The following is a 12,544-nucleotide window of genomic DNA, read 5'->3' on the forward strand; positions in this document are numbered from 1 at the left end:
TTAAATAAAACCTAACCAGCCTTTTTGGCAGGTTTATCTGATTTTGATTTTTTCTCAGACTTATAAACAATCAGTGGATCTTTGCTTTTTGCAACCACATCTTTATCAATAACTACTTCAGAAACTTCTTTCAATGAAGGTAACTCAAACATAGTATCAAGCAATAAATCTTCTAGGATTGATCTTAAACCTCTAGCGCCAGTTTTACGGGTAATGGCTAATTTAGCAATCGCAACCAAGGCTGGCTTTTTAAAGATTAGCTTAACACCTTCCAATTTGAAAATTTCTTGGAATTGCTTAACAACAGAATTTTTTGGCTTGATTAAGATTTGTATTAAAGCATCTTCATCTAATTCGCCCAATGCTGTTTGCACAGGTAGACGGCCCACTAATTCTGGAATCAACCCAAATTTAATTAAATCTTCCGGCTGAAGAAGCTCAAATAAATCAGTCAAACTTTTCTTTTTGTTATTATCCTTAACCGTAGCAGAAAAACCAATGCCTGTTGTTTTTTCAACACGACGGCCAATAATAGCATCTAGACCATCAAATGAACCACCACAAATAAATAGTATTTTTGAAGTGTCGACGTCAATGGTTTCTTGATTTGGATGCTTACGCCCACCTTGTGGTGGAACGCTTGCAACTGTACCCTCGATAAGTTTAAGCATGGCTTGTTGTACACCTTCACCCGACACGTCACGGGTAATTGAAGGCGAATCAGAGCGACGTGAAATTTTATCAATTTCATCAATAAAAATAATACCACGCTCTGCACGAGCAGGATCAAAATTACATTTTGACAATAAACTCTTAATAACGTTTTCAACATCATCGCCCACATATCCCGCTTCTGTAAGCGTGGTAGCATCAGCAACTGTAAATGGTACATCAAGAATTCTAGCCAAAGTTTGGGCCAATAACGTTTTACCCGAGCCAGTTGGGCCAATCATCAGAATGTTGGACTTATCTAACTCAACATCATTTGAAATATAATCACTCTTCAAACGTTTGTAATGATTGTAAACCGCTACTGATAAAACTTTTTTAGAATGATCTTGACCAATCACGTATTCATTTAAAAAATCACGCAATTGCATTGGTGTGTAATCCCAATCTTGATATTCTTGCGTAATCTCAGTCACTGATTGTTCTTCGATTAGGTCATGACAAGACTCAATACATTCGTTACAAATGTAGACACCAGGACCTGCAATCAGACGTTCAACTTCTGGTTTTAATTTGCCACAAAATGAACAAGAAAGTTCTTTTTTATCATCCTCTGCCATGATTAACGCTTATTTAGTACTTTATCAATTAACCCGTAATCTGCCGAATCTGCTGCTGACATAAAGTTATCTCTGTCTGTATCTTTTTCAATTGCTTTAAGGCTCTTGCCTGTGTGTAATTTCAAGATTTCGTTAAGCTTTTGTCTGACTGTTAAGATCTCTTTTGCATGAATATCAATGTCACTGGCTTGACCAGAAAAACCACCTAAAGGCTGATGAATCATCATTCTTGCATGTGGTAAAGCGAAGCGCTTATTTTTAGCGCCGGCTGTTAACAACAGAGCGCCCATTGACGCTGCTTGACCAATACATAGAGTTGAAACATCTGGCTTAATAAACTGCATGGTGTCGTAAATTGCCAAGCCAGCGGTTACTGAACCACCTGGAGAATTAATATATAAATGAATATCCTTTTCTGGATTTTCAGATTCTAAAAATAACATCTGGGCCACAACCACATTAGCCATGTAATCTTCAACTGGACCCACTAAAAAGATAATTCGCTCTTTTAAAAGTCGCGAATAAATATCATAAGCACGCTCACCACGGGCAGATTGCTCTACCACCATTGGGATTTGATTCAGATTGTTAATATCCATATATTAAGCTTTCTCAGTAATTTCAGTAAATTTTTTCTTAACTTTTTTAATTTTAGCCTTGTCTAAGATTAAGTCTTGAACCATCTTTTCAACAATCATCAACTCAACACTTGATTTTCTTGTTAAGTCTTCATTGTAATAATCAACCATTTGCTGTGCATTTTCACCATAAGATTCTGACATTTCCTTGATTCGTGCATCGATTTGCTCCATGTTGACGGTCATTTTATTGTCACTTGATACTTGGTTAATCATCAAACCTAGCTTAACACGACGCTCCGCTTCTTCATTAAAAATTGAAGCTGGCATATCAGCTGGTGCTGTTTGGCCTTGCTGTTGCATGCGCTCTTGCATTTCTTCTAACAAGTTTCGCGCTTCTGCATCAATACTACCTTGTGGTACATCGAATTTATTTGCTTCAGCTAAGACATTAAATAATGCATCTTTGTTTAACTGTTCAATACGGCCATCAATTTCAGTGCGCATTTGCTCTTTCATACTTACTAACAATGCGTCCATATTGTCTTCACCAAATTTCTTCGCAAATGCCGCGTCAAGCTTAGGCTCTTTTGGGGAGCTTACCGCTTTAATGGTAATGTTGAATTTAACTGGCTTACCTGCTAAATGTGTTGCATGGTAATCATCAGGGAAACTGACGTCAAGCTCAACCTCTTTACCAGTGGCAACATCGGTAAGGGCTTCTTCAAAGCCAGGAATCATGGTACCTTTGCCTAAAACTAATTTAAAGTCTTTAGCTTCGCCACCTTCAAATGTCTCGCCCTCGATTGTGCCTACGAAATCAACTGATACTTGGTCACCTTCTTTTGATTTACGCTTAACTTCTTTAAATTCAATTAATTGCTCTTGCAGGCCGCTTAACGTTCTGTCTTCATCAGCCTTGGTAATATCAACTTCAATTTGATCAACCGTTAATTTAGAGAAATCAGCTAATTTAAGCTCTGGAAATACTTCAAATTCAACCGTGTATGAGAAGTTAGTCTTACCTTCTGAATCAACTTTAGCTAACGATGGACGCGCTGCTGGCGTTACTTTTGCTTCTGTCAATGCGTCGACTAATGTCTCGTTAACAATCTCGTTAACTGCGTCTGACTTGGCATTATCACCAAAACGCTTTTTAACCATCGCGATTGGAACCTTACCCTTCCTAAAACCATCAATACTCACTTGAGATGCCATTGTCTTTAGCACTTTATTAACTTTCTCATTGTAAAGGTCAATTGATACGTCTACTGTTAATGATCTCTTTAGACCTTCTAATGTTTCTAGTGAAGTTTTCATGTATTAAATCCGTCTCGTTAGCTTATAAAAACAGACAATTATACCTAAATTGTAGACAATAAAAAAGGCAGTAAATACTGCCTTTTTTATGGGTTTAGCTAATTGGCTTAATGAAGCCCTGCAATGTACTGAGCCAATGCATCAATTTCTGTATTAGTTAAACTCTTAGTAAAGGCAATCATCATCTTGCGATTATCATTTGTTCTAGAAGTCGTTGTTGACTCTATTTGTAGGTTAATAGATACTTGGCGGAAATCCTTTAACTGTTTAGAAGTATAAGTTGCATGCTGAGATGCTAACGCTGGAAAACCTGCAGAAGGAATGCCTGCACCCTTAGCACCATGACAAGCCATACAAGCTGTAATACCTCTAGTTCTATCGCCACCACGGTATAGTCTTTCACCTAAAGCGATATTGGCAGTTTTGCTAGCAACACCCTGTGTCATTGCTTGCTTAGAAAAATGAGCTGATAAATTAGACATATCATCTACTGATAAACCAGCAACAATACCCGCCATCAAACCATCTTTACGAGCGCCAGATTTAAAATCTTTAAGTTGCTTGAAAAGGTAGCTTTCACCTTGACCAGATAATTTTGGAAAAGTTGGTACCATTGAATTACCATTAACACCATGACATGCTGTGCAAGTCGCAGATAGCGCCTTGCCTTTAGCTGCATCACCTGCTGCAATAGTATTTGTTGAAACAAGGGCTAATGTCGCAGTAAATATCAGTGCTAACTTATTCATAATATGTGTTTTTACAAAAAATAAGCCGATATTATACGTTAATATCGGCTTATTGAAATTACGAAATGCGTCAAAAATGACGCGAGTAATTTATTGACCAGCTAAGTAATCTGCAATTGCTTGCTCTTGACCGGCTACTAATGGTGCCATTGCACTCATTGTAGGGTCTTTACGTACACCAGATTGAAAGTCTTTAAGTGCTTTCACAACATCAAGATCTGGACGCGCTGATTTTGCTAACGACGGGTAAGTTGGAATAGCTGATTTACCACCAGCACCATGACAACCTGAACAGCCTAAAGCGTCAAATGGGTTTGCTTGAACTGTAAATGAACCCATTGCTAATGCAGCTGATGCCGCAACTAATAAAACCTTCTTCATTACTCTCTCCTTATTTGGTAATAATATAAAATGGTAAATAGTTCAAATACCACTAATTCCTGATTATACATACTTTTTATTAATGCGCAAACACTACCACCAAGCCAAATTCCTACTATCTTGCCCTTCAATTAAAGGTGCTCCAGCTGATGAGGGCTATGAAGTTATTTTTGCCGGAAGATCCAATGCCGGTAAATCAAGCTCAATTAACACACTAACTATGCAAAATAAATTAGCTAAAGTGTCTCGAACACCTGGTCGAACTCAACACTTGGTATTTTTTGAATTAGACAAAGACAGACGCCTGGTTGACTTGCCTGGCTACGGTTATGCTAGAGTGCCAGATCATGTTAAAAAACAATGGCATAAGGACATGGCTGAATACTTTGAAAAACGTGATTGCCTGCGTGGTGCAGTACTAGTTATGGATATTCGCCACCCTTTAAAGCCATTTGATAAAATGATGCTTGAATGGTGCATCAGTATTAATTTACCGACTCAAATCATTTTGACCAAATCGGACAAACTCAAAAAAGGTGCTGCTGCCAATACCTATCAGCAAATTAAAAAAGAAATTAAAAACCATCCTTATGTTGATGTTCAACTATTTTCTAGTCTTAAAAAAATAGGCTTAGAAGAACTTTGGACGCGTCTTGATACTTTTTTTGGCTATATTGAACAAAAAGGCCACCCTTAAATGCATTTAACCGCTGATCTTGCCCATATTGATGCAGCAGACATTATTGTTGTTGCTAATAATCGTCAAGTTTTAGCCTTTAAAAAAACCTATTCTCAGCAACATCCAAACATCCAACTACCAAATATTTTTTCATGGCAGCAATATCTTAAACACTATTGGCAATCACAACAATTTCAGAACGATAAGCGTCTGATTGATACTATAGAGCAGCGCTATTTATTAGAGTCTTCACTTGAATATTTTGATCAAGTTACACATGTTCAACTAATCAATGAAGTGGTTAAAAATTATGATTATTGTACCAATCATTTAATTGAATTATCTTCACTGTCCAATTCCAAAATCCAAATTTGTGAAGTTTTTGCTCAATGGATTGACCATTATCAACAAACCAAACAACACTTAAACTTAGTTGATACAAATGACTTAGGTGCATTAATCCTTAACCACCCAAATCAGCTGCAACAACCTCATGTGTATGGTTTTAAAACCCTGACTCCATTACAACAAAAAATTTTCAATACTTTAGACTACCAAACTATCAACTCTGAATATAGCAATGCTGGTGAGCAGCGTTGTTTTGAAAACATTGTTGATGAGATTAGCTCTGCAGCTATTTGGGCCAAGCAACAAAGCCAAGAGCACCCACAGCATTCAATTGTTATTGTTTGTCCGCAATTAAGTGAACTCCAGCATCAATTGATTTCTATTTTTGATCAAACTTTTAATGATCAATTAGTTGAAACAGGGGGGAAATCTTACAACATCTCTTTGGGATTGGCACTATCTCAATACAATCTTGTTCAAGATTGTATTGGTTTACTAGAGCTGTCTGATCAACTTAAGTCAAATAAGATTAACACAACCTTATTTACTCAAGTAGTGCGTAGTGTTTATATCAAGGGCCATCAACAAGAGCAAAGTGCTCGCCATTTACTTGCTAATCAAGCCAGAGCTTTAGCACTTGAATATTTTCAATTAGATAAACTAGGTCTTGAACACTGCCCAATATTACTTGCGATTATTGATCAAATTAAAGTCATTTCATCAAACATTCAATCTTTAGGTGATCACTTAGTTAGCTTTAACAATACATTGAGTATTTGGGGTTTTGCGACTGATCGAGCGTTAAGCAGTAGTGAATATCAATTATTTAAAAAATATCTAAGCAGCACACTAAAACTAAACCAACTTTCGCTACATCATGCTAAGTGCAGTTCAAGCACCGCCCGCCACAAATTGACAGAAATTACTAATCAAGTTGTTTTTCAAGCGCAAGCAAGCAAAACCAATGTCCAAATTATCGGCTCACTTGAAGCTGAAGGCTTACGTTTTGATCAGGCTTGGGTGATGGGTATGACGCATGATTTCTTACCCGCAAAATTAAACATGCCGCGTTTTATTAGTAGTGACATCGCTATTCAACATCATATTCCTTATAGTAGCTACGGGCTGGTTCAGTCCGATGCGAAAAATACACTAAACAACCTAAGCTCTTTGGCTGGTAGCGTTATTTTTTCCTATGCAAAATCGCATTTTGAATCTGAACAATTACCCTCATCTTTGCTTGATTTTCCAGAGAAATCCATCAATCAAGTGGGCATGCAAACCACGCCGATTGCCACTGAATTTATTGATGATGAGGTCACTATTGAGTTTAAGGCGGCCGAGGTTAAATCTGGCGTTAGCTTGCTAAAAGACCAAATGGCTTGCGCTTTTAAAGGCTTTGTACATCGACTCAATATCGAGCACTATGATGAACCACATATTGGTTTAAGCAGGCGCGAACAAGGCAATATAATTCATACCGCTTTGCAATATATCTATGAAGAAGTTGATTCGAAATCAAGCTTAGTAGCACTTGATCAAACAGAACTTGCAAGCTTAATCAGTCGAAAGATTTTCACTGCACTCAAGCGTCATGAAGATTCTGGTTTTAAAAATATTGAAAAAACTCGATTAGAAAGCCTACTACTCAAATTTATTCAAACTGACAAACTCAGGGAGGATTTTCGCGTACTTGAAACTGAGCGAAGTATACAAGTTGATATTGCTGGATTGAGCTTTAACACTCGGCTTGATCGTCTTGATCAAATGGATAATGGCGATCAAATTATTTTTGATTATAAAACTGGCAATACTTCAATTGCAAAATGGTGTGGACAAGCAATTACCGAGCCTCAACTACCCATCTACAGCATTACCAATAACACCCAAGGTGCTGCATTTATTGAGCTTAATTCTAGCTCGATTAACTTCAAGGGGCTGTCGAAAGATCCAGATTCATTACCCAAACAATCTTCTTATAAGGGTAAATGTCAACAGTGGGATGAGCAATTGGCCACCTGGAAAACAAAGCTAGATCAAGCCAGTGAAGATTTTCAATCAGGTCAAGCACAGGTTTTGCCAAATAAAACTGCTTGCGATTATTGTGAATTTGACTTATTGTGCCGTGTTCAACGATAATTCGATAATTGATTTTTTCTCATTAACAATTGCTTCAGCAATATTGGTTTTATCTAACGAGGCAACATCAATAGCGCCTAATAAATTTTTAAGTTTATTAATACCAGTAACATCTACCGATAATAATTGATAGACTTTGAGTAAATCTTCAAATCGATCCTTGCGTCTAAGTGCATCAGTCTTGGCAAAAAATTCATAGATTGAATCTGCTGTTTGGCCGTTAAATGATTTAACAAATCCATAAAACTGCGCACTCAGCTTTACTAACTGCTCATATTGTTTCGGACATTTTAGTCGCTGACACAGTTGGTCAATATCATCTACTTGTTCATTAATCAGCCAAATACAAAATTTAAGGTGTGCTTGATGGGTATTCAAATCATCTAAAAACTCAAACTTATTGCTATGACTTTGATGACTCTGTGTTGATAGAGGCGCGAATACACGGTCATAAGCATTACAAGCCGATAACACTTTAAAAAATGCTGACGGCGTTGCGTAACTTAATGATTTTTCTAATTCTTTAAAAACACGCTCAGGGGTTAGTGCATCCACCTCACCTGATAACACCATATCTTTCATCAATTTGTGTGTTGTATGAGCCACTTTAAAACCAAATGATTTGAAGCGTGCAGCAAATCTCGCTACGCGCAATACACGCACAGGATCTTCACTAAAGGCGCTCGATACATGTTTTAACAAACCTTTATTTAAATCTTCTTGACCATTAAACGGATCAAACAATTCATCATTGTTGCGGATATCTTGAGCAATGGCATTGATAGTTAAATCACGTCGTGATAAATCTTGCTCAAGCGTTACTTCACTCGAAGTATCAAACTCAAAGCCCTTATAGCCTTTGCCAACTTTTCTCTCAAGCCTTGCCAGTGCGTATTCTTCTTGTGTACCGGGATGCAAGAAAACTGGAAATTCCTTACCTACCTGGCGATAGCCTAAATCCAGCATTTCATCAGACGACGAACCGACTACCACCCAGTCTTTTTCGGTATTGTCATTGGCAATGTCTAATAAACGGTCACGAACTGCGCCGCCGACTAAATAAACTTTCATACTTGTAGGAAGAATTTTCTTAATTCTCATATAATACACGAATGGATTTATCTAAATTAACACCAGAACAGTTTAAAATTACGCAGCAATGTGGCACCGAAGCGCCATTTACTGGTAAGTATGTTGATCATCATGAAAATGGAGACTACATTTGTGTTTGTTGCAATCAAATACTATTCGCCTCGAATACAAAATTTGACTCTGGCACCGGATGGCCTAGTTTTTATGACATCGCCCAATCTGATAGCGTTAACCTAATCACTGATAATACCCACGGCATGACACGTACTGAAGTTAAATGCAACAATTGTGATGCACATCTTGGTCATGTATTTACTGATGGTCCGGCGCCTACTGGTCAGCGATACTGTATTAATTCGGCCTCGTTAGGTTTTAACCCAAACTCATAATGCACATTCATATCCTCGGGATTGCTGGCACCTTTATGGGCTCACTCGCATTGATCGCCAAACAACTTGGCCATATAGTTACTGGCCAAGATCAAGGTGTATATCCACCAATGAGTACCCAACTTGATCAGCAAAATATTAACTACACTCACGGCTATGATTCGTCTGACATGCCAAAAGCTGATGTTTTTATTATTGGCAATGCCTTATCTCGTGGCAATAAGTGTGTTGAAGAAATTCTAACCAAACAATACACCTACACTTCTGGTGCGCAATGGCTAAGTGAAAATGTACTGTGTAATAAATGGGTGTTAGCTGTTTCAGGTACTCACGGAAAAACCACGACAGCAAGCATGCTTGCGCATATTTTAGAAGTTTCTGGCTACAATCCGAGCTTTCTTATTGGTGGTGTAGTTGAAGATTTTGGCGTTTCATCCCGACTGACTGATTCAAACTTCTTTGTGATTGAAGCCGATGAATACGACACCGCTTTTTTTGATAAACGCTCAAAATTTGTACATTACCATCCAAAAACTTTGGTAATCAATAACCTCGAATTTGACCATGCTGATATTTTTGATAGTCTTAAAGATATTCAAAAACAATTTCACCATCTGCTGCGCACCGTGCCGAGTGATGGGCTCATTCTTTACCCTCAAAACACAACTAATGTTGATGAAGTGTTAGCCATGGGCACTTATTCAATGATACGGGCCTTGCCCGTATCATCTTTACATACGACTAATATAGGTAGTCAATTTAATGTTGAGAATGTCACAGTCAATTGGCATTTGCTTGGTGAACACAATATGCAAAATGGCTTGGGTGCTATTTATGCAGCACACCATGTTGGCGTACCTATTGCACTTGCTTGTGAAGCGCTTAATACTTTCAAAGGTATCAAACGCCGCCTAGAGGTTAAATATCAAACAGACAATATTACTCTATATGACGATTTTGCTCATCATCCAACCGCTATTAAAACCACCCTTCAAGGCTTACGCGCAAAAGTGGGTAATGAGCCTATAATTGCTATTTTAGAGCTTAGATCCAATACTATGAAATCTGGCGTTCACCAGCAAACCTTGGTTGATGCATTGGGTGAAGCAGATCAGTTGTTAATCCTAAAGCCTGAAAACCAAGACTGGGATATCGGCACTTTATTTGATGACAACACCTTGTTTACTAGTGTTGATGAAATTGTTAGTCAATTAGTCAAAATTAAAACAGGCCATTTTGTGGTGATGTCAAATGGCGGTTTTAATGATATATTCAATAAATTAATTAATCAATTAAACTCTGGAGATTCCAAGTGAAACCAATTGCAATTGCCCTAACAGGCGCCTCGGGCATGCCTTATGCACTTAGCCTACTTAAAGAACTGATTAAAACTCAAGAGCTTATTTATGTAATAATTTCAACTGCGGCCAATACCGTTATTGCTATGGAAACAGATCTTAATTTGGGTAGTGATACAGTTGCGGTTGAGGCAAATTTGTCAAAATATTTAGACGCTAAAGATGGACAAATTAAGGTTTTTTCAAAAAACCAATGGACTGCACCAGTCGCCTCAGGTTCTAATCCACCACGTGCGATGGTAGTATGCCCCTGCACCATGAGTACACTTTCTGCTATTGCTAATGGCCATGGAGACAATCTTATGCATCGCGCTGCTGATGTGGTGATTAAAGAACAAAAGAAGCTCATTCTAGTGCCAAGAGAAACGCCCTATTCAGCCATTCATTTAGAAAATATGCTAAAACTTTCACGCCTCGGTGTAGTAATCATGGATGCCAATCCGGCGTTTTATCAAAATCCAAAAAGTATGCAAGATTTGGTTGATTTTGTCGTGGCTAGAATTCTAGATCATTTAGAAGTTAAGCATAACTTATTACCACCTTGGCAAGGTTAAAAACTTAAAACATTTATGCCTAATAGTGCTAGAAATATCGCAAAGAATTTTTTCAGTTTTTTGCCGTCAACACTGTGCGTAACCTTGGCGCCAAGAGGTGCAAATAGCACGCTCGTCGCTACAATACTAATCAGTGCTTGAGTATGAATAAATCCTAATCCTTCGGCAATATTTTCAACATTCCAACCAGCAACTATAAAACCCAACGCACCAGCAACAGCAATTGGCATACCAACAGCAGCTGAAGTGGCAATAGCATTTTTAATATCCACCTTGTTATAGGTTAAAAATGGCGTGGTCATGGTGCCACCACCAATACCAACAACGGCCGAAACCAAGCCAATAATATAGCCTGTTACTCGCCACACCCGTTTTTTCAAGCTATCGACATAGGCAGAACTGCTAAATCCAAAATACATAATAACTGCAACAGTAAGCTCAAAAAATGCAAAGAATAGACGCATGAAATCAAAGCTCATCAACTTAGTCAGTAGCGCTCCACTAAATGCACCAAGCAGAATTGTAGGCATGAGTTTTCTAAAATTGTGCCAATGGATTGCACCATGCTGATGATGTGTCCAAACGCTAGAAATTGAGGTAAACACAATAGCCGCCAAAGCTGTACCTACCGCTGTATGCATAAGAATAGCTTGATCGACACTGCCAGTAAGTAAATACAACAACACCGGCACCATAATAAGCCCACCACCAACGCCCAAAAGTCCAGCTATAAAACCAGAAAAAACACCAAGCAATAAGAAAGGTACTACTTCAACCAATCACTAACCTCATCAATTAATAACTGATTTCTTTCATTAAAAAAATGATCCGCATCAACTCTTTTCTGTGTGTACTCTTTGTTGTTTGTATTAGCCCTATCAGCCGCACTACGCATAACCGATTGAATATCTTTATCACCATATAAATCTAAAATAGGTAGCTTGATATTCTTCAAATATCTAACTGTCATATCAGACATGCCAATACCGACAAAGCGTTTAACTGTGCCTAGATTACTGGTCAAAAAATGCGTAGACATCACGCCACCAAAACTATGCGCAATTAATACATCTGTCTCTAAACTCTCAGATTTTAAATAGTTTAGCGCCGATTGAATGCGAGCATCAGCTTTATCCAATAATGACATATAAGCATGTGAATCTGCCTCATTTTCTAATACTGGCATTTGCAATGATAAGGTATTAAACCCTTGCTCAGTAAGCGCTACACGAAGAACCTGAATAACCTGCGGCCAATCAGGATGAACACCTTTCCCATGGACAATAATAGCGGCTTTATTACTGTCCGTCTCACTTGGTGTATAGATTGACATAAACTCATGATCATTAGCCATTAGCCAAACCACATCACCATCCATAATCCCATCTTCAACTTGTTCAGCCCAACGTGCCTCTTTGGCAAAATCTGGTAAAGTTTGTGCAAAAGCAACATTGCTTAGTAATAATAACGAAATTAGTATTTTTCTCATATTTTCCCCTTAATAATAAGATTTATTATAAATCAAAATTTCGAAAATAATAAAAATATGTATTTTTATCAAAAAAAATACCGAAGAAAGCCTGATATTTAAGCAACATTGAGAAGAATGCAGATTGGATAGAAATGAAGATTAACAGCAATCTAAATATCAGACAAACGCATTATATC

At 37.8% G+C, this 12,544-nt stretch carries 13 protein-coding genes; 5 read left to right on the forward strand and 8 right to left on the reverse strand.

The window, feature by feature from the left end; all coding sequences use genetic code 11:
• Window positions 1–11: 11 nt before the first annotated feature.
• From clpX to BTHERMOSOX_RS02045, 5 genes are all read right to left on the reverse strand, one after another.
• Complete coding sequence (gene clpX / locus BTHERMOSOX_RS02025; RefSeq protein WP_138118917.1) at window positions 12–1,289, reverse strand: ATP-dependent Clp protease ATP-binding subunit ClpX; 1,278 nt, start codon at window positions 1,287–1,289, stop codon at window positions 12–14.
• A gap of 2 nt (window positions 1,290–1,291) precedes the next feature.
• The gene (gene clpP, locus BTHERMOSOX_RS02030) at window positions 1,292–1,888 is read right to left on the reverse strand and encodes an ATP-dependent Clp endopeptidase proteolytic subunit ClpP (RefSeq protein ID WP_138118919.1); all 597 of its coding nucleotides are present in this window, start codon (window positions 1,886–1,888) and stop codon (window positions 1,292–1,294) included.
• Window positions 1,889–1,891: 3 nt separating this feature from the next.
• On the reverse strand, window positions 1,892–3,187 hold the full coding sequence (gene tig / locus BTHERMOSOX_RS02035) for a trigger factor (RefSeq protein WP_138118921.1): 1,296 nt from the start codon (window positions 3,185–3,187) through the stop codon (window positions 1,892–1,894).
• Window positions 3,188–3,294: 107 nt separating this feature from the next.
• A complete protein-coding gene (locus BTHERMOSOX_RS02040) occupies window positions 3,295–3,936 on the reverse strand; it encodes a c-type cytochrome (RefSeq protein WP_138118923.1) in 642 nt (213 codons plus the stop codon).
• 90 nt (window positions 3,937–4,026) lie between these two features.
• The gene (locus BTHERMOSOX_RS02045) at window positions 4,027–4,317 is read right to left on the reverse strand and encodes a c-type cytochrome (RefSeq protein ID WP_138118925.1); all 291 of its coding nucleotides are present in this window, start codon (window positions 4,315–4,317) and stop codon (window positions 4,027–4,029) included.
• 82 nt (window positions 4,318–4,399) lie between these two features.
• Here BTHERMOSOX_RS02045 and yihA point away from each other — a divergent pair, with 82 nt between their 5' ends.
• Window positions 4,400–5,014 (forward strand): ribosome biogenesis GTP-binding protein YihA/YsxC, encoded by a 615-nt coding sequence (gene yihA / locus BTHERMOSOX_RS02050; protein ID WP_138118927.1) that lies wholly within the window; start codon window positions 4,400–4,402, stop codon window positions 5,012–5,014.
• A complete protein-coding gene (locus tag BTHERMOSOX_RS02055; protein WP_138118929.1) occupies window positions 5,015–7,483 on the forward strand; it encodes a PD-(D/E)XK nuclease family protein in 2,469 nt (822 codons plus the stop codon). It abuts the gene before it with no gap.
• On the opposite strand, the gene BTHERMOSOX_RS02060 is transcribed toward BTHERMOSOX_RS02055, so the two are convergent.
• Complete coding sequence (locus BTHERMOSOX_RS02060; protein ID WP_138118931.1) at window positions 7,460–8,554, reverse strand: tRNA nucleotidyltransferase/poly(A) polymerase-related protein; 1,095 nt, start codon at window positions 8,552–8,554, stop codon at window positions 7,460–7,462. The two genes, BTHERMOSOX_RS02055 and BTHERMOSOX_RS02060, sit on opposite strands and share 24 nt — an antisense overlap.
• Before the next feature lie 41 nt (window positions 8,555–8,595).
• On the opposite strand from BTHERMOSOX_RS02060, the gene msrB reads away from it, so the two are divergent.
• Genes msrB through BTHERMOSOX_RS02075 form a run of 3 tightly spaced genes read left to right on the forward strand, consistent with a single transcriptional unit; the run spans window position 8,596 to window position 10,876 of the window.
• The gene (msrB, locus tag BTHERMOSOX_RS02065) at window positions 8,596–8,964 is read left to right on the forward strand and encodes a peptide-methionine (R)-S-oxide reductase MsrB (protein WP_138118932.1); all 369 of its coding nucleotides are present in this window, start codon (window positions 8,596–8,598) and stop codon (window positions 8,962–8,964) included.
• The gene (gene mpl / locus BTHERMOSOX_RS02070; RefSeq protein WP_138118934.1) at window positions 8,964–10,280 is read left to right on the forward strand and encodes a UDP-N-acetylmuramate:L-alanyl-gamma-D-glutamyl-meso-diaminopimelate ligase; all 1,317 of its coding nucleotides are present in this window, start codon (window positions 8,964–8,966) and stop codon (window positions 10,278–10,280) included. Before msrB ends, mpl begins: the two co-directional genes overlap by 1 nt.
• The gene (locus BTHERMOSOX_RS02075) at window positions 10,277–10,876 is read left to right on the forward strand and encodes a UbiX family flavin prenyltransferase (protein WP_283204834.1); all 600 of its coding nucleotides are present in this window, start codon (window positions 10,277–10,279) and stop codon (window positions 10,874–10,876) included. Before mpl ends, BTHERMOSOX_RS02075 begins: the two co-directional genes overlap by 4 nt.
• Here BTHERMOSOX_RS02075 and BTHERMOSOX_RS02080 read toward each other — a convergent pair.
• Together BTHERMOSOX_RS02080 and BTHERMOSOX_RS02085 are read right to left on the reverse strand one after the other, a co-directional pair.
• Window positions 10,873–11,655 carry a sulfite exporter TauE/SafE family protein gene (locus tag BTHERMOSOX_RS02080; protein WP_138118936.1) on the reverse strand — a complete coding sequence of 261 codons (783 nt, stop codon included), beginning with the start codon at window positions 11,653–11,655 and terminating at the stop codon, window positions 10,873–10,875. The two genes, BTHERMOSOX_RS02075 and BTHERMOSOX_RS02080, sit on opposite strands and share 4 nt — an antisense overlap.
• Window positions 11,643–12,365, reverse strand: a complete 723-nt coding sequence (locus BTHERMOSOX_RS02085; RefSeq protein ID WP_138118938.1) for a DUF3530 family protein — start codon at window positions 12,363–12,365, stop codon at window positions 11,643–11,645. Before BTHERMOSOX_RS02085 ends, BTHERMOSOX_RS02080 begins: the two co-directional genes overlap by 13 nt.
• Window positions 12,366–12,544 lie beyond the last annotated feature (179 nt).

Source organism: Bathymodiolus heckerae thiotrophic gill symbiont (genome assembly GCF_900128515.1).
GTDB lineage: Bacteria > Pseudomonadota > Gammaproteobacteria > PS1 > Pseudothioglobaceae > Thioglobus_A.

Bases quoted from the DNA above. Each gene is read 5' to 3' on its own strand.
- clpX (WP_138118917.1), bottom strand. From the start codon at position 1,289: ATGGCAGAGGATGATAAAAAAGAACTTTCTTGTTCATTTTGTGGCAAA.
- tig (WP_138118921.1), bottom strand. From the start codon at position 3,187: ATGAAAACTTCACTAGAAACATTAGAAGGTCTAAAGAGATCATTAACA.
- BTHERMOSOX_RS02085 (WP_138118938.1), bottom strand. From the start codon at position 12,365: ATGAGAAAAATACTAATTTCGTTATTATTACTAAGCAATGTTGCTTTT.
- BTHERMOSOX_RS02060 (WP_138118931.1), bottom strand. From the start codon at position 8,554: ATGAAAGTTTATTTAGTCGGCGGCGCAGTTCGTGACCGTTTATTAGAC.
- clpP (WP_138118919.1), bottom strand. From the start codon at position 1,888: ATGGATATTAACAATCTGAATCAAATCCCAATGGTGGTAGAGCAATCT.
- BTHERMOSOX_RS02055 (WP_138118929.1), top strand. From the start codon at position 5,015: ATGCATTTAACCGCTGATCTTGCCCATATTGATGCAGCAGACATTATT.
- yihA (WP_138118927.1), top strand. From the start codon at position 4,400: ATGCGCAAACACTACCACCAAGCCAAATTCCTACTATCTTGCCCTTCA.
- mpl (WP_138118934.1), top strand. From the start codon at position 8,964: ATGCACATTCATATCCTCGGGATTGCTGGCACCTTTATGGGCTCACTC.
- BTHERMOSOX_RS02045 (WP_138118925.1), bottom strand. From the start codon at position 4,317: ATGAAGAAGGTTTTATTAGTTGCGGCATCAGCTGCATTAGCAATGGGT.
- BTHERMOSOX_RS02040 (WP_138118923.1), bottom strand. From the start codon at position 3,936: ATGAATAAGTTAGCACTGATATTTACTGCGACATTAGCCCTTGTTTCA.
- msrB (WP_138118932.1), top strand. From the start codon at position 8,596: ATGGATTTATCTAAATTAACACCAGAACAGTTTAAAATTACGCAGCAA.